Source organism: Paenibacillus xylanexedens (genome assembly GCF_007676705.1).
In the GTDB taxonomy this organism is placed as follows: domain Bacteria; phylum Bacillota; class Bacilli; order Paenibacillales; family Paenibacillaceae; genus Paenibacillus; species Paenibacillus xylanexedens_C.
Genome location: NZ_VEBF01000007.1, coordinates 16,556 through 32,017 on the forward strand (window position 1 = coordinate 16,556; position 15,462 = coordinate 32,017).

General features: G+C 48.1%; 17 protein-coding genes. 5 read left to right on the forward strand and 12 right to left on the reverse strand.

What is annotated here, in order from left to right; translation table 11 throughout:
* Positions 1-55: 55 nt before the first annotated feature.
* From FS628_RS33150 to yyaC, 5 genes are all read right to left on the reverse strand, one after another.
* Entirely contained in the window at positions 56-1,399 is a 1,344-nt protein-coding gene (locus FS628_RS33150) for an O-antigen ligase family protein (RefSeq protein WP_369008896.1), read from the reverse strand.
* A 1,272-nt stretch (positions 1,400-2,671) separates the two neighbouring features.
* Positions 2,672-3,913 carry a class I SAM-dependent methyltransferase gene (locus tag FS628_RS25625; RefSeq protein ID WP_145325791.1) on the reverse strand — a complete coding sequence of 414 codons (1,242 nt, stop codon included), beginning with the start codon at positions 3,911-3,913 and terminating at the stop codon, positions 2,672-2,674.
* A gap of 111 nt (positions 3,914-4,024) precedes the next feature.
* Complete coding sequence (locus FS628_RS25630; protein ID WP_145325792.1) at positions 4,025-4,714, reverse strand: DUF6483 family protein; 690 nt, start codon at positions 4,712-4,714, stop codon at positions 4,025-4,027.
* A 201-nt stretch (positions 4,715-4,915) separates the two neighbouring features.
* A complete protein-coding gene (locus FS628_RS25635) occupies positions 4,916-5,707 on the reverse strand; it encodes an alpha/beta fold hydrolase (protein WP_145325793.1) in 792 nt (263 codons plus the stop codon).
* A gap of 75 nt (positions 5,708-5,782) precedes the next feature.
* The gene (gene yyaC, locus FS628_RS25640; RefSeq protein ID WP_260871190.1) at positions 5,783-6,325 is read right to left on the reverse strand and encodes a spore protease YyaC; all 543 of its coding nucleotides are present in this window, start codon (positions 6,323-6,325) and stop codon (positions 5,783-5,785) included.
* Positions 6,326-6,483: 158 nt separating this feature from the next.
* Between yyaC and FS628_RS25645 the strand changes: the two genes are divergently transcribed.
* The gene (locus tag FS628_RS25645; RefSeq protein WP_017692283.1) at positions 6,484-6,708 is read left to right on the forward strand and encodes a DUF1128 domain-containing protein; all 225 of its coding nucleotides are present in this window, start codon (positions 6,484-6,486) and stop codon (positions 6,706-6,708) included.
* A gap of 148 nt (positions 6,709-6,856) precedes the next feature.
* Here FS628_RS25645 and FS628_RS25650 read toward each other — a convergent pair whose 3' ends face one another.
* Positions 6,857-7,582 (reverse strand): pirin family protein, encoded by a 726-nt coding sequence (locus FS628_RS25650; protein ID WP_145325794.1) that lies wholly within the window; start codon positions 7,580-7,582, stop codon positions 6,857-6,859.
* Between the two features lie 139 nt (positions 7,583-7,721).
* Positions 7,722-8,741, reverse strand: coding sequence for an asparaginase (locus FS628_RS25655; protein ID WP_145325795.1), 1,020 nt, complete (start codon positions 8,739-8,741; stop codon positions 7,722-7,724).
* Positions 8,742-8,919: 178 nt separating this feature from the next.
* Between FS628_RS25655 and FS628_RS25660 the strand changes: the two genes are divergently transcribed.
* The 4 genes from FS628_RS25660 to FS628_RS25675 all read left to right on the forward strand — a co-directional run bounded on the left by FS628_RS25660 (position 8,920) and on the right by FS628_RS25675 (position 10,934).
* Complete coding sequence (locus FS628_RS25660) at positions 8,920-9,621, forward strand: phosphatase PAP2 family protein (protein WP_145325796.1); 702 nt, start codon at positions 8,920-8,922, stop codon at positions 9,619-9,621.
* A 135-nt stretch (positions 9,622-9,756) separates the two neighbouring features.
* Entirely contained in the window at positions 9,757-10,014 is a 258-nt protein-coding gene (locus tag FS628_RS25665) for a GlsB/YeaQ/YmgE family stress response membrane protein (protein WP_145325797.1), read from the forward strand.
* 64 nt (positions 10,015-10,078) lie between these two features.
* Positions 10,079-10,486, forward strand: a complete 408-nt coding sequence (locus tag FS628_RS25670; protein WP_145325798.1) for a YtxH domain-containing protein — start codon at positions 10,079-10,081, stop codon at positions 10,484-10,486.
* A gap of 82 nt (positions 10,487-10,568) precedes the next feature.
* Entirely contained in the window at positions 10,569-10,934 is a 366-nt protein-coding gene (locus tag FS628_RS25675) for a DUF5665 domain-containing protein (protein ID WP_145325799.1), read from the forward strand.
* A gap of 17 nt (positions 10,935-10,951) precedes the next feature.
* On the opposite strand, the gene FS628_RS25680 is transcribed toward FS628_RS25675, so the two are convergent.
* From FS628_RS25680 to FS628_RS25700, 5 genes are all read right to left on the reverse strand, one after another.
* Entirely contained in the window at positions 10,952-11,983 is a 1,032-nt protein-coding gene (locus FS628_RS25680) for a magnesium transporter CorA family protein (protein WP_260871191.1), read from the reverse strand.
* 131 nt (positions 11,984-12,114) lie between these two features.
* Positions 12,115-12,888 (reverse strand): sigma-70 family RNA polymerase sigma factor, encoded by a 774-nt coding sequence (locus FS628_RS25685; RefSeq protein ID WP_145325800.1) that lies wholly within the window; start codon positions 12,886-12,888, stop codon positions 12,115-12,117.
* Positions 12,885-13,337, reverse strand: coding sequence for an anti-sigma B factor RsbW (rsbW, locus tag FS628_RS25690; RefSeq protein WP_145325801.1), 453 nt, complete (start codon positions 13,335-13,337; stop codon positions 12,885-12,887). The genes FS628_RS25685 and rsbW overlap by 4 nt, the downstream gene beginning before the upstream one ends.
* Positions 13,338-13,355: 18 nt before the next feature.
* Entirely contained in the window at positions 13,356-13,694 is a 339-nt protein-coding gene (locus FS628_RS25695; protein ID WP_145325802.1) for an STAS domain-containing protein, read from the reverse strand.
* Positions 13,695-13,780: 86 nt separating this feature from the next.
* Complete coding sequence (locus tag FS628_RS25700) at positions 13,781-15,457, reverse strand: response regulator (protein WP_145325803.1); 1,677 nt, start codon at positions 15,455-15,457, stop codon at positions 13,781-13,783.
* Positions 15,458-15,462: the final 5 nt, after the last annotated feature.

The window sequence follows — 15,462 nt, forward strand, 5'->3', positions numbered from 1 at the left end:
GTTCCTTACAAGTTAAAAAGAGTAGCGGAAAGCCAAATAAGACGTCCTGTGTTCCTTAGAAGATCTCTGGAGTAAACCGAGGAGATGAAGCAGTTGCGGAAGCAAGCTTGCGCAGGTTCTCTCCATAATCTAGAGCATTCTCTTCCATTACAAAACGACGATCATTATGAACGCCCCCTGCTTCCACTTTCTCCACCAACAAACGATAACGTTCATACATCTGTACACCAGCGGCGGCAGTCTGTTGGGCTCGATTCGTGAATCCTGCCTCCCATTCCCGCCGCGCAGCCTGCTCCATCCAATACAAAGCCGCGGATTGGCCAATGCCATCATAGCGATTCAATGCAATAGCTTTTTCAAAATATTCTCCTGCCTGCTGTCCTTCGCCGAATTGGGCTGCCAATCGTCCCAGTTCGAAGTAAATCTGAGGGTGCACCGGGGAATGGGACAGGCTGTTCAGAAGGAGTGATTCTGCTTCTTGCCCCCTGAGAGATCGTGCAAGGGATAAGATAATATCTGGTCGATTCGGATTCGATTGAAAGGCAGCTATTAGATGTGCCTTTTGTACGGGAGTTCCATCCGATTCAGACATCGCCTGACGGTACTGTACTTCTGCTACGGCGTATCGGGAGGTCAGCCAGACTGTTCCACCGAGCCAGAACAGGATAATCATCACTACTGATGCCCGTATTCCCCAATAAGTTAAACGCTGGAGAATATGAGAGAAGGAACGCATCAGTAAAGATACTAGACGGGATTGGGTTGGTGGGGAATCGGATAGATGAGGTCTGGGTGGGCTGTATTCGACAGTACCCTCGGATCGCTTGCCTTCCATCGCTTCCTTCTTTAATGCAGCTGCCCAAGCACCGAGCCAGATGAAGAGCATCCAGAATAGTGTGAAACTCCAGTCAAAGTCCATCGCCCCATGCAGGCCAAAAATAAGCAAAGATGGCATGAGCTGCGGTGCAACGTGAAGCATGCTTCGCAGGGTGAGGAGAAACCACCCTGCGACAAGCAGGATGCCGACCAAGCCCGTATCCAGGGCAAGATCGAGCAGGCCGTTGTGAACCTCGCCTCCGACATAAGGCGAGGATTGAATGGCGCGGAACATGTTGCGCCATGTGTCTCCCCCGTGGCCAAGCCATGCGGCCTCGGTCCACAGCTGGAGGGCGTCCCGCCACAGGTGCAGGCGGGACACCCCTGTGCCGACACCAGCCGCAAGGCGATCGGCGGTGGAGGCCACGGCCATGAGTGCGGCGGTGGTTCCCGCCAGCATGATGGCCGTCAGGGCAGCGGCGCGAGGAGCCTTGGCGGCGCCGCTGTGCCATAGACGGCACAGCAGCAGCGTGCCGAGCAGCGCAGCTGCCCATGCCCCGGCCAGTGCCAGCAGGCCGGGCACGGGTGCAGGCGCCAGCTGGGCAGCAGCCAGCTGGCGGTACAGCCAGGCCGCGCACGCCAGTGGCGCGGCCGTGGCCAGCAGCAGCGGCAGGCGGGCACCGCGCCGCTGCACAGCGAAGGCGGCGACCGCGGCGCAGCCGGTCGCCAGCCAAGCGCCGCGCGACTCGCTCAGCAGGAGCGCGGCTTGCGCAGGCATGAGCGGCAGCACTGCCGCGATGAGTCGCCCGGCCGGAACAGGCCGGGCTATGACTCGTGCGGCGGCCGTCAGCCGCTCCAATGCGTACATGCCGACAACGGCACCGTACGCATTCGGATACTGCAATAATCCGCCGAGCCGGGCACCGGCGGAGCTGATCTCGGGGTCAGCAGTCCGCATCACCCCGAAGGGCAGCGGCAATACCCCGCACACGGCCAGGATGCCGCTTAGCACGAGCAAGCCGCCTGCCATCTGCCAACCGCAGGCTAACCAGCGCGCACCATCCGTACGCGCAGCCAGTATTGCGGTGAGCAGGGCAAACATTGCAAGCAGGCTCCATCGCAGCATCTCATCCATACTGCCCTGCTTACTCACCGAGCCTGCCCATGCATGTAGGGCGTAACAAATCATCATCGCCAGCGGCCATAACACCCGCCACATTCCCGGAAATCGAAGTGTTTTCTCCACTATTCGTTCACTCGCCTTCTGTGGACGAATACCTACAAGGAACAGGGTTACCATGATCAAGGTGCTTCCTGCTGCGATCAGAAGAACAGAATATAGATTGGTGGAATAGTACAGTCCTCGACTCAGACATCCTGCAAGCAGCAAGACAATGGAGAGTATGCCCAACCCAACAGTCCACCCCAATCCTGAATAACGTTTACGCCTTGAACTTTGAGAAAAACTACCTGACCCCTCAGTTTGGATAGCTCCATTTGGATTATATGTACTGTCCCCACTTTCCTCATTACATAAGTACCTGTTATCTACATATTTTGTACCATCTGCATGATGGGACCTGTCAAAGGGGTGTTCCACCATTTCCCTGTTCTCCTCATACCCTCGTCTACTTCTTAAAATTCTCTTGTCTGTTGTCCGATGTTTCATCCACGTTCACCTCCCTTCACCGCTCCGCACACACAACAAAAAAGACAGAAGTCCCCGATACACGGGTCCTTCTGTCTGATCGTTCTGACAGCTATAATGTTGCTTGCTACGAAGTATATGCACTGTATTAATGTTTACATTCAGAGACCCTAATTGCAGTATGTCCCTGGATTGTCATTGACACACTTAGCAAAGATCGCAATTCGCGGAATCCTGAACGGCTTCTTTGCTCGATTTCTGGCTTACCTGCTTGCCATCGCCTGGAAGCAAATCTGCACAAGCCCGCTCCAAATATGGATCGGCATGAATGAAATCACGGAAAGCTGTATATTCATTCCACATATCCGTTATCTGGCCTGCCTGACCACGAACGGCACGAATCAATATATTTTTGGGCGTATGCTCCATATCGATGAATTCTAACAGTTGTGTTTTGTATCCCATCAGGTCCAGCAGCTTGGCACGAATCGCATCCGTAGCCAGTGCGGAGAAACGTTCCTTCAAGATGCCATGAGACAACAATGGATTCATCACAGAAGATTCAACCTGGTCAAACAGCTCGTGCTGACAGCAAGGCACAGACAGAATGACTGAAGCGCCCCAGCGAACTGCCTTCTCCAAAGCCGCATCAGTAGCTGTATCACAAGCATGCAGCGTTACGACCATATCCACTTCATTGAGTTCATCGTAGTCGGCGATGTCCCCAACCAGGAACTTGAGGTCACTATAATGTAATTTGTTAGCCAAATCATTACAATGTTCGATGACATCAGCCTTCAAGTCGAGACCGATGATCTTGAGCGAACGCCGTTGCTGTACCGACAGATAATGATATAAGGCAAATGTCAGATAAGACTTGCCACAACCAAAATCTACGATGGTCAGCGGACGTCCCTCGGGTAGATGCGGTATGACATCCTGCACCATTTCGAGGAAACGGTTGATCTGTCTGAACTTGTCGTACTTACGAGCCAGCACACGACCTTCTTCGTTCATAATACCAAGTTCAACGAGGAACGAGACAGGCACTCCCTCTTCCAATACATATTGCTTCTTGCGATTATGCGACAAATCCACCGCAGTCTTGGATGCAGATTTAGTCAGTATGGATACTTTATATTTTTTGCTGATCAAAATTTGATAGTCTGCCTCGGTCGTGCAGAGCAGCCCTTGACGAAACGTCTCTTCGCATAGCAAAGTCATGCGATCCGCCGCTTCAGCCGGAGTCAAATTCTCGTGCAGCACTTTATTGTTATAATGAAATGCAAATTGATAATGCAGCTGATTCTTCAGTGTCACCGGCTTGACTTGCACTTTGGTATACGAGACATTGTCCCGTCTGCGCAGCTGGCTCCAGGTCGCTGTAATCAGCGAATTCTGTTCAAAGATGTCTTGTATAAGCTTTCGCAATGAATCCACGGGGTACATCTCACTTTCGGTTTGGTTTGGTCAACCGTTACCATACCACACTTCCGTCCCCTCTCCAAGTGAAGGCATGTAACAAGCCTTGATCCAAGCCACATTTTATGAGTTCATCTCTTAGCGATTGAGTTCAGCCAGCCCCTCTTCAACTTCGTTCCGTGGCAGACCACCTTGCTCCAGTTGTTCATCCGTCAGATGGTTCAATCTTTCGTAGAACGCCTGCACATCAGCTCGATAATTCACCGGGAAGTCAGCACCAAGCTGTAACAATCTGTACCAACTGTTCTCTGCCTGGTCGTACCGTCCTTGTTGCTCACGATACAGGGCAAGCTCTCTCACGGTTCGGGCAGGGAGTTCATATTCTTTCGTGAGACCCAATACAGCCTCCACCCGTTCCGGTGCGTCCAATAACTTAGGATTAGCGCCATGATTCAATGCATACAGGTAAAAATGAAGTGATCTCATCATTCGAATGAGTGCGTCATCCTCTGCGTCCATTCTCTCCTGATCATCTATGCCTTCCACTCTGGCCTTCTCTTGATAAATGTAAGCTTCTTCTTCAATCAGCCTGGCTGCTTGCTGCAGATTGTCCACTTCGATAACTCCACGAAAACGGAACATTTCAATGACATCCTCCGCTGGCAATGAGTTCAGTAAAGATAAGTTCAACCCAAACTGCCTGCGCATCAACTCATCCAGTTCAGACAAAGCCTCGGTGTGCTTACGTTGCTGTTTGAGCGTGAACACTTTGCCAATGGCCTCTGTCATTTCCTCCATCATGCGGAGCAGATAATCTTTTCTGAACATGCTGTATGCCCCCTCATCGTTCGACCATGTTAATCCACTCGTTCTCACATCGTCCCTTTATAATGATTTTAATTCATGCCATGACAAAAAGCCAAAAACAGACATACGCATCTATGGCCCTAAACGCACCAAACCCCCGCCTGTCCCAAAGGGACGTTGCAGGGGTTGGACTTGAATGGTACTGGTACTCATGAAATTAAATTACTTCGATAATCCCGCCATGAATTGCTTAATGACCTGAATTAACTCTTCAGGAGCTTCGTACATACTCATATGCCCCGCACTAGCAATAACGGCTTGCACTATATGAGGCTTGTCACTTGTAAATGTACGTTCTGGTGGGATAACGGCATCCTTCTCTCCCGCTACCAGTAATACAGGTAATGGGGTAGCCGACAATACGTCACGGCGATCCGGCCGTTCCCGCATAGCAAGTGCAGCGCCGACAGCACCTTGGGGTGCAGTCTGGTAACCAATTTCCTTCACACGTGTTACTTGCGTAGACAATGTCTCGACATGTTCTGGTGCGAATAGGCCGGGAACCAGTCCATCTACAAAATGCACGATACCTTCGGTCTGAATGGTGGATACAGCGCGAAGGCGTTTCTCCTTGGCTTCCTCACTGTCCGGATAGGCTGTGGAATGAATCAGACCAAATGCATTCAGGCGTTCTGGATGGCGCTGTGCGATCGAGAGCGCAATGTATCCGCCCATGGAGTGTCCCAGGAGAACCGCTTTCTCTACATTTAGTTCATCCATCAACTGTAATACATCGTTGCCCATCTGCTCGATAGTATAACTCCCTACAGGTGCATCTGTTTTTCCGTGTCCACGCAGATCAGGTACGATACAGCGATAGCTGCGTGCCAGCTCAGGTACGACCTCGTCCCAATACGATGAACTGCCGCAGTATCCGTGGAGCAAAATGAGTGCTTCTCCCTTACCTTGTTCGGCATAACAAATCGTCGTTCCATCACACATCACTTTTTCCATATGAATCCCTCTCTCTGCGCGAATGATATAATTCAGGTTGTATATTATTAAGCCTGGTTATCATGAATGAAACGTTTATCTCCATTTCCATGCTTCGATTGCAGCATCTGCAATCGTTCTCGCCATCCCCATAACCAAGTGAAGCGAGGTCATCTGCAATATGGAATAGGGCCTTGGCCCGTTGGCATTGACCACAGCTGCTACACTGTATTGTCCGACAGGTGGCAGCTTGCCTCCAACCGATTGAGCCGGGATGAGTGGGTTATTTGAGAGATAGTATGTACCTACAGCATTTTGGGGACCCACACACGCATCAATTGCTATGATGGCATGATGTGGTGGAACAAGTGCCAATTTTTTCTCCAATGTATCTGCATCACAAGGGGAAGACAGCGTGCCGATCACGTTCTCCATTCCCTTCTCTTGCAGTACACTTCCTGTCAGTGGGCCCAGCGCATCTCCGGTGGAACGATCGGTGCCGATGCAGACAAACGTAATTTCATCTGGAGAATGAAGTTGAACAATGTTTTTGAAAAATAAGAGCAGATCCCCTGCAGGTACACCTTTACGGACTTCCCTTCCTTGTTGGCGAACCATTTCTCGCTTATACGCTGCCAAGCTGTATTCCCTCCAGTACACTCAGGTCTCCATTGATCCCTGTTGTTGTATCCATCATTGTAACCGATGCTTCGTTTCCCCGCAAAAGCATTGGCCTGAGCACTTCCAATCATGATACAATAACAGGAGTTTCCGATACGGAAGGGATGAACTTAACGATGGATTTAACACAAGCAACAGCAGCCAATATGGAATATATGATTGAAGCGATCAAAACCAAACTTCGTATGGCAAGCGGTGCCGCCATGCAAGCTTCTTCATTCCCACTCGAGAAATATGAAGATCTGTTTGACCTGTATGAAATGATTTTGAGCAAGGAACATCTCAGTATCTCAGAAGTGGAAGCTGTCGCTTCGGAACTGGGTAATCTTCGTAAATCTTAGCACAGTATTGATCTTGGTCATCTGCAACTTCTATGAAGACATATTTAAGAACAAGCCAAAAAGGGATCTGTTTCCACGTGCATGTGGAGGACAGATCCCTTTTTGCTTCATTATATTTTAAAACCATCCTTATGGGATAACATGAACATTAAGGCAGGTCAACCAGAACAAATTCGGCAGGTTCACTGCCTGTACTCGTGATTTGCAGATCACAGCTTTTACGAATTCGTGCAGCATCCCCTGGCTTGAGGTTGAAATTGCCATCCGAACAATTGATCTCGACATGTCCACTGATCAGGAAAAGATGTGTACGCCGATCTTCGTGCTGCGGGTACATCAACTTCTTACCGGATTCCAAATGGGACAGGTAGCAGGTTACATCCTGGGAAATAGCCAAAGCGCCCTCGGCTCCCTCGCCGCCTTGTCCTGATACAATCGGACATAGACGATTCAACTGTTCCTGAGCCTCTACCCTTCGATTCGTATAGGAAGGTTTCAGCATACGTTCAGATGGCAAAAACCACATCTGGAGGAAACGTACCGGTTCATCCGTTGACGGATTGGTCTCGGAATGGTCCACTCCCGTACCTGCGCTCATAACCTGAACCGTGCCCGGCTCAAGTAATTGCTCTGTTCCCATGCTGTCCGTATGCTTGAGCGTACCTGATATGACATAACTGACAAGTTCAAGATCATGATGTGGATGTTTCTTAAAGCCTTCTTGCGGCATCAGTGTGTTGTCATTATGAGCAAGCAAACAGCCAAAATGGGCATTGCTCGGATCATCATAATCCGCAAAGGAAAAGCTGAATTCACTGTGTATCCAACCTCGATCCGACGTGTGCCTTTCTTCCGATGTCACCACTTTAATCATGTTCATCCACCTCCAAGGGTTTAGAGCTGCCACATTACTACGGCAGTCCACGCGTGTATATGAATTGTATAGATCAATACCAGTTGGTATGTCATCTTTACCCGGGGTCCGGCAACTCTAATCACGCCCCTTCTTAAGGTTATAGGCTATCATCAAGTGAGTGCAGAAGGAACTCACTATCTGTATGACCAACAAGGTTCCCTGCATCATTACGAATGCCCGATGGAAAGACTTCAGCCAGTCGTGCAATAGTTTGCTCATTGGAATAACCAATCTGTTTCAGAATGGATTGGGTAATGATGGCCCACTCTTCTTCGGAACCATCCAGTACCTTGAAGGTGATTCCCAGTCGTTCCTTTTTCAGGCCGAATCCGAATACACCCTTGAATCCACCTTTCGCTACTATATTATCGTCTTCCAGGAGTACTGAATCTACACGCTCCGTGCCACCTACCATCAACGGATGTTCATTCATGGCCGATGTGATGGTCTCGACAGCTGTTCTTGTGGAAGGATCAGCGATAAGATCGGGACAAGCGAGCTTCAGATAGGCGTTCGACAATGCTGACAACGGCAAAGAAAATACCGGAAAGCCACAGCCATCCGTCCCAAGCTCAATCTCTTTCTCCTCAATGCCTGCCAGGTCGGCAAAGGTTTCAAGAATTTCACGTTGCACTGGATGATCCGGCTCAGCGTAACTGCCCAGATCCATCTGCTTCATCTGACTGTATCCCAGAATTCCCAGATGTTTGCCGGAACAGTTGTGTAAAATGCGACGTTTCTCCCCTTGTCCACGTAACCATTCATTTCGGCTTTCTTCATTAAGCGGATAGCTTGGAGCACAGATCAAGCACTCTTCACCCAACCCGATCTTACCGGATAGCTGCTCCAGCACCCGAATGTGTTCCGGTTCCGAACGATGCGAAGAAGACATGATAGCAATCTCCTGTGCTGAGAGGCCATAATGACTGGCAATTCCTGCCCGAATGCCTGGAATGGCCTGAAAAGGTTTGGCTGATGAGCGAGTAAACGCTCGAAAATGAGGATTGCCAGCCGAGTATACGATTCGACCCTGCTTATCCGTAATACTTATGTGTCCGTAATGGGCGGATTCCATAACGCCTGCACGGTATTCTTTAATTAACAAGGCACTCTCCATGCGAGTTCTCTCCTTTATGCTCCCGAATTCATCTCTGCTTTGCGTCACGACGCCGCATGGGATATCTTAAATAGTATAGTACAAAAACGACGTTTTTACAGTTTTTTCGACAGGTATTTCGGGTATACCTATATCAATCTACATTCATCTATTACTACTACTGAAGGAGAAACTCACTATGCCGCGCAAATCGTATCTACCATCCTCATCCGTTTCAACTCCCGGCATGTTATTACGCACCTTGCTCAACTGGAGTTTGGCGGGTATGGCGCTTAGCGCTTCAGTCGTATTCATCCTGGCCGCTCTAGGTGCCTGGTTAGGCGCTGATGATATTATTCGTCTGGATGATTGGATTCAGCAATTATTTTATTTGAATTCGGATTCACGCCTCCACCTGTTCCCTTATACTTCATTCATAACTGCACTGGGCTCATTCAAGATCTCTGCTGTGGCTGCAGGAGGTTTTGCTCTTCTTGTATTCACGCAACGCAGTCCAAGGTTTGTTATATATGGATATACGATCTTGGGAAGCTTTGCCGTGATGTGGATTCTGAACACGTTATTGAAAGAATTTTTCAAACGGAGCCGGCCTGAGCTGGATCACTTGCTGGTCGTTCACGGATACAGTTTCCCCAGCGGTCATGCGATGATCTCCATGGGTTTCTACGGTATGCTCTTTGTCATCTGGGCGATCGAACGACAACGGAATAATTCTGTTGGTTTTTGGCTTCCTGTTCTATGCGGCATTATATTTATTTTATTGATTGGCATCAGCCGCATCATGCTGGGCGTTCATTATCCTACAGATGTATTTACGGGGTTTGCCGCTGGATTGGCATGGATCTTCTGCATGATTAAAGGCATTAAACGCACCAGTTGAAGAATGGATTCCTCTAATTTCCAGTTCGTTCATCCTCATCTTTGTTGTTTCACAGGCATGCACGGCGTTTATATACGAAGTAAGCAAACGCGAACAGACAACATCCTACATCAAGTTTAAAAGGAGGCGGTTGTTATGTGGGGCATCATTATCAGCATTGTGATGGCTGTCATCATCGGTTTAATCGGAGATGCGCTAGCCGGTCACAATATGCCTGGAGGCATCATCGGTGCAATGATTGCCGGATTTGCCGGAGCTTGGCTGGGAGCACTTTTGCTTGGTAACTGGGGACCGGTTATCGGTAACTTTGCCATTCTTCCTGCCATCATTGGTACAGCGCTCTTTGTTTTCTTGCTGGGGCTTGTGTCCAGACTGCTAAGACAGGCTGCCTGATTCGGGCAACAAGGTGTTCGGTGTTTCGTATTTGTTTTTTAATTTGAAGAAGGAGTGATTAGACATGAATAAAGTAGAAGAACAATATCCTGTACAGACGGGTTCGACTTTCGCCAAAGGAATTTTCATCGGGGGTTTGCTGGGAGCAGCTGCAGCTCTACTCTTTGCACCTAAACCAGGACGTGAATTACGTGGTGATCTTTCCGAGAAAGTAGGCATGGTTACTGATCGCACTAAAGAAGTGGCAACGGTTGTAGGCGACAAAGCCTCTGAACTGGCTAAAACGGTCTCCTCCAAAACTTCTGAAATTGCGAAAACGGTAAATCAAGGCCGTAATGATGTCATGGACTCTGTACGAAAAGCGTCCGCTGATGTGGCTAACGAAGCGTCCCGTGCATCTGATGAAGTGGCTGCCGCTTCCGTAGAAGCGAAGGAAGATGCACGTAAAGAACTGAACTCGACTAGCCTGTAAGGGGATGTAGATCGAGTGACCAATAGCCAGCTGCATTCCAGCTGGCTATTTTTTATCCAATGCGAATGGGAGGAAAAGGAGCATGAGTAAAGTTACAATCAACGGAAATACTCCAGTTACGGGAGGAACACCTGCGCAACAGTATGATACGAGCGAGCACCCTTTTGAATTAAGACATGAGGTAAAGCGGCTGAACGCCCGTCTGGACCAGATTGCGGACAGTCTGGAGAGGGCACAGATCAAAGATATTATTGAGAATTACAGCAGTCCCAAAAAGCGGATCATTACTAACTTTACAGCAGGCATGGCAAGAGGACTCGGTCTAACCGTGGGTACCTTTGTTGTTCTGGGTTTGCTGGCGTTCATTCTCAGTCAATTCGTCAATATGCCGATTGTTGGACAATACATTGCTGATTTACTTGGCTATATTGAAGATTACAAAAACTAAGAGGACTAGCCAATAGGCTATCCCCTATGCGTTTCTGTTGCTCCTTTTTTCTCGATCTCTTCAGCTGAAGGCTGTGAAGACTTCACTTTCAGCAGGTCTCCTGTCCATCCTTTCATCATCAGCCATACATACATGCTGATCATGCTAAAGATAATCAGTCCGATGACCAGTACAACTCCCCAGCTCTTGTCGATCAGAGGCAGATTCTCAAAGTTCATGCCCCATATCGCTCCAGCAGCCGTTGCCGGTATGAACACAGCTGTAACTATGGTTAGCGTCTTCATAATCTCATTGCCACGAACCCCTGAGATGGCATTATCAATAGAGATTAAAGTGTCAATCTCTTTCTCATAATGGTTAAAGAGACGCTCCATCCGTTCCACACGATATTGAAGCTGTAGAAAGTAACGATTGTCTTTCATCTCACTCAGGTAAGCTTCATGGGCAGCGGCCATGAGTTCCGAGTATGGGATAAACAGATTACTCCAGTATAACAATTCAAATCGGGCAGCGAGAATCTGGTCCATCAAGGTACGTGCATTACGAGACTCCATCTTTCGTTCCAAATCACGCAGGTTCATCTCAAAATGATCCATACCCACATGATAGTAATGCAGTATAGCTCGAAAAAGTACGAACATGCCATCCCTCGCCACCGTACATTGTTGCAACATATTCGCACGTTCATCTGTCTTCATAATGCCTCTTGTATTGTCATCCATATTCAAGGTAACCAGGTTGGTGCGATCGACATAAAAGAACATCTGATTATCTTTTCGTTTGTCATCTCTCTCATTCTTAATCGCATATAACAAGGAGCCAAATATGACGGGCTCAGTACCATTCACGAAACGGACGGACAAATAATTCGATTCCACTTCCTGAATTTTATGAAGCCAATACTGCATATTCGGAAAGGCCTCGGTCAGGTCCTCCAAGGCATTCTTCATGCTATCCGTATCAGGTGCAACCCAATCCCACCACTGCCAATGATCTGAGTAAGATAACTTGTCGCGACGAGCCTCCAGCTTGATTTGGTCCACAATCACAATATCCACTCCTGCACATATGTTTATTGCATGCATACAACCTTTTTAATCCCAAAAAGGACACGTATGTATTCCAATGGAATTACGTGTCCTTCTCTATGCCGTGCTCAACAACATCAGGGATTCATCTTTCATAACATTGAAGCATTGGACATGATCTGTTTCAATTTCTCTGTAGCTCGCTTCTGAATCCGAGATACACTCATCTGTGAAACACCAAGCTTCTGGGCAATTGCCCGCTGAGACTGGCCATCCTGGAATGCTAGAATAAGTACCTTCTGTTCCTGTTCCTTCAATTGCGCCAATGCCTGTTGCAAGTCCATCCGTTTTTCAACTGAATCGAAGTCATTTACATCTGCACTGATCAGTTCTCCCAATGTGGCTGCACTGTCATCCTGAGATAACGGAGAATCCAGCGACACATAGTGGTAACATTCCCGACCAGCTAGAACCTCAATCGTCTCTTCTGCAGTCAAATCAAGGTATTCAGCAATCTCGTTCACACCAGGTGAGCGCTCCAGCTTCACGGTTAGCTCATCAATGGCATGCTGCACAAGTGCTCCCTTTTCCTTGATTCTACGGGGCACCTGAATATACCAGGATTTGTCACGCAAATAGTTCTTCATATGACCGATCATGCTCTTCATGGCATAAGGTTCAAATGGGATACCCAGGTTGATATCGTATTGCTTGAGCAAACGAATCAATGCCATCTGCCCGGTCTGATACAAGTCCTCGTATAGATCGGGGCGATTCCGAGCAATTTTACCTGCTGCCATCTTTACCATCGGTTCATATTTACGGATGAGAACTGTTGCAATTTCATTATCTTGGGTTTGCTGGTATTCCCAGATCAAACCTATTGCTTCAGACATGGACTCTGGGGGAGTCACTTTTTCACTCATACTTTCTCCTCACTTCTTGCAAGACGTTTTACGAGTACTACTTTCGTACCTTTGCCCGCCTCACTTTCCACACTGACATCGTCCATCAAGGCTTGCATCAGGTAGAACCCGAGTCCGCCAATCTGAGCTTCTGTCAATTCTTTGTCGTGAAGACCGGCACGTGACACGGCAGGGTTCATGTTCTCGAAACTGGCACCTTCGTCTTTAACAGTAATGGACAATGTTTCGCCATCCACTTCAAATACGACTTCAACCATGCCGCCTTCATGTGAGTAGGCATACAGTACAGAGTTGTTACAGGCCTCGGATACAGCAACTTTCATATCCTCAATGTCTTCATAAGAGAATCCCATTTTGGATGCTACTCCATAAAGATTGAGTCTTACAATATCAACGTAATCAGCTGTCGCCGGTAAATTAAGGGTGACTCTTTGAACTTCTGCATTCATTCCTTTTTCGATCCTTTCCTATTGGGAATTCTTCTGTGTGACAAAGAATTTGGCGATGCCCGTCATGTCAAAAAGTTTCTGGATTTGCGCAGGAACTTCCTGTACTTCAAAGCGAGCTTCCATTCCATGTCTAGCCTTCAGAACAGATAGCAGGATGCCAATCCCTGTACTATCGATATACTTCAAGTCTTTCATGTTGATCATAAGATCCTGTTCCTTGTTGTCCACGAGCGGCTCCATCACCAAGCGGAAGTCAGGAGCGACAGACAAATCCAGTTCGCCAGTCAGATACACTGTGCACACACCGTCTTCTGTTTCAGTTCTTGCATTGAATTTTTCATTCTTATTTGTATTCATTAGACATCTCTCTCCTGATCAATGGTTTCCTTACCTAATAACCCAACTTCAGCACGAGTGAAACAAAAAGAAGTTTGGCAAATGTTTCAATTGGCATGATTCATGGCAGATGGACCTGAGTTTAACATTTGTCGTGATTTCTGAAACTGGGCTATTTTCTGTTTTACATTCCCCATCTTCACCGGTTTACTAATATAATCATCCATACCTGCGGCAGTACAGCGTTGCTGAATTCCTTCCATAACGTTCGCAGTCATGGCTATAATGATGGGCTGGTTGGACTGGGGCAAGCTCTCTCTAATCCGCCGTGTACATTCCAGACCGTCCATCACAGGCATCTGCAGATCCATGAATATATAATCATAGGCATGACGGCTACCAAGCACCATGTCCAGTGCGCTCTGCCCATCTTCGGCTATGTCCGATAACAACCCGAGCTTACTGAGCATGATCGCCATCAACTTCTGGTTAATGGGATGATCATCCACAATCAATACCGTAGGATATTTATTCTCATTCTTCACATCCGTCAGATTCTCTTCTCCGTTCATCTGTACCAGTTCGGTTTCTACATAACGTTTCGCCTGAATGGTAAATACAAACGTTGCCCCCCGCTGCTCCGTAGTGTCCAGATAGATCTGTCCACCCATCATTTCGACCAGAGTCTTGCATATGGCCAGCCCTAAGCCCGTTCCACCGTACTTGCGTGTCATGGATGTATCCAGCTGGGAAAATGGCTGAAACAGGCGATCAACCTTGTCTGATGCAATGCCTATTCCTGTGTCCTTCACGGCAAACTCTAATGCCATTCGTCCGCCATTCTCCTCCTTAACGGACACGATCAGATATACCCCGCCATGGTCGGTGAATTTGATCGCATTAGCAATCAGGTTCAAGAGAACCTGGCGTAGCCTCGCCATATCTCCATAGATTAATTGAGGGACAGAATCTTCGAGGAAATAGTCCAGTTCCAGATTCTTTTTGCCTGCTTCTGCAGCAAACAATCCCAGTACCTCCCGAATACAGGAGACTAGTTCGAAAGGATGCTCTTCCAATTCCATTTTGCCGGATTCCATCTTGGTAAAATCAAGAATGTCATTAATAACCGTCACGAGTGCATCGGCACTGCGACGAACGATGTCTGCGTACTCCTTCTGATCTTCCTTCAGTTCCGTCTCCATTAGCAGATCCACCATACCGATGACTCCATTCATCGGCGTACGAATCTCATGGCTCATCATCGCCAGGAACTCGGTCTTCGCATTGGCTGCGATTTCCGCTTCTTCCTTGGCCTGAATGAGTTGTTGGTTCATCTTCTCCAGTTCCTGTGTCTTCTGGTGAAGCAGCATCGTCTGTGTCTTCAATCGTTTATTGGTGATAAACATCTCCACAAAGCCCTCGATTTTGGATTTCAAAATCTGAGGAATAAACGGCTTAACCATGTAATCAATGGCCCCGGCTGAATATCCGGCAAACAAGTGCTCCGCCTCTCTGCTATTCGCAGAGATGAAGATGATCGGCACATCCTTGGACTTGTCCCGTGCCTTAATTAACTTTGCTGTCTCAATTCCGTCCATTCCAGGCATCTGCACATCAAGTACGATAACCGCAAATTCGTCTTTCAGCAGACAGCGGAGTGCCTCTTCTCCGGAAGTTGCCTTAACGAGTTTATATTGTTCCGATTCCAGAACTGCTTCAAGCGCAAGCAAGTTCTCAGGGCGATCATCTACCAATAATATGTGGATTGGTTCATTGAGCCCCATGGCTA

Excerpts from the sequence above, each read along its gene's own strand:
- FS628_RS25625 (WP_145325791.1), bottom strand. The coding sequence starts at position 3,913 with ATGTACCCCGTGGATTCATTGCGAAAGCTTATACAAGACATCTTTGAA.
- FS628_RS25630 (WP_145325792.1), bottom strand. The coding sequence starts at position 4,714 with ATGTTCAGAAAAGATTATCTGCTCCGCATGATGGAGGAAATGACAGAG.
- FS628_RS25635 (WP_145325793.1), bottom strand. The coding sequence starts at position 5,707 with ATGGAAAAAGTGATGTGTGATGGAACGACGATTTGTTATGCCGAACAA.
- FS628_RS25645 (WP_017692283.1), top strand. The coding sequence starts at position 6,484 with ATGGATTTAACACAAGCAACAGCAGCCAATATGGAATATATGATTGAA.
- FS628_RS25650 (WP_145325794.1), bottom strand. The coding sequence starts at position 7,582 with ATGATTAAAGTGGTGACATCGGAAGAAAGGCACACGTCGGATCGAGGT.
- FS628_RS25655 (WP_145325795.1), bottom strand. The coding sequence starts at position 8,741 with ATGGAGAGTGCCTTGTTAATTAAAGAATACCGTGCAGGCGTTATGGAA.
- FS628_RS25660 (WP_145325796.1), top strand. The coding sequence starts at position 8,920 with ATGCCGCGCAAATCGTATCTACCATCCTCATCCGTTTCAACTCCCGGC.
- FS628_RS25665 (WP_145325797.1), top strand. The coding sequence starts at position 9,757 with ATGTGGGGCATCATTATCAGCATTGTGATGGCTGTCATCATCGGTTTA.
- FS628_RS25670 (WP_145325798.1), top strand. The coding sequence starts at position 10,079 with ATGAATAAAGTAGAAGAACAATATCCTGTACAGACGGGTTCGACTTTC.
- FS628_RS25675 (WP_145325799.1), top strand. The coding sequence starts at position 10,569 with ATGAGTAAAGTTACAATCAACGGAAATACTCCAGTTACGGGAGGAACA.
- FS628_RS25685 (WP_145325800.1), bottom strand. The coding sequence starts at position 12,888 with ATGAGTGAAAAAGTGACTCCCCCAGAGTCCATGTCTGAAGCAATAGGT.
- rsbW (WP_145325801.1), bottom strand. The coding sequence starts at position 13,337 with ATGAATGCAGAAGTTCAAAGAGTCACCCTTAATTTACCGGCGACAGCT.
- FS628_RS25695 (WP_145325802.1), bottom strand. The coding sequence starts at position 13,694 with ATGAATACAAATAAGAATGAAAAATTCAATGCAAGAACTGAAACAGAA.
- FS628_RS25700 (WP_145325803.1), bottom strand. The coding sequence starts at position 15,457 with ATGGGGCTCAATGAACCAATCCACATATTATTGGTAGATGATCGCCCT.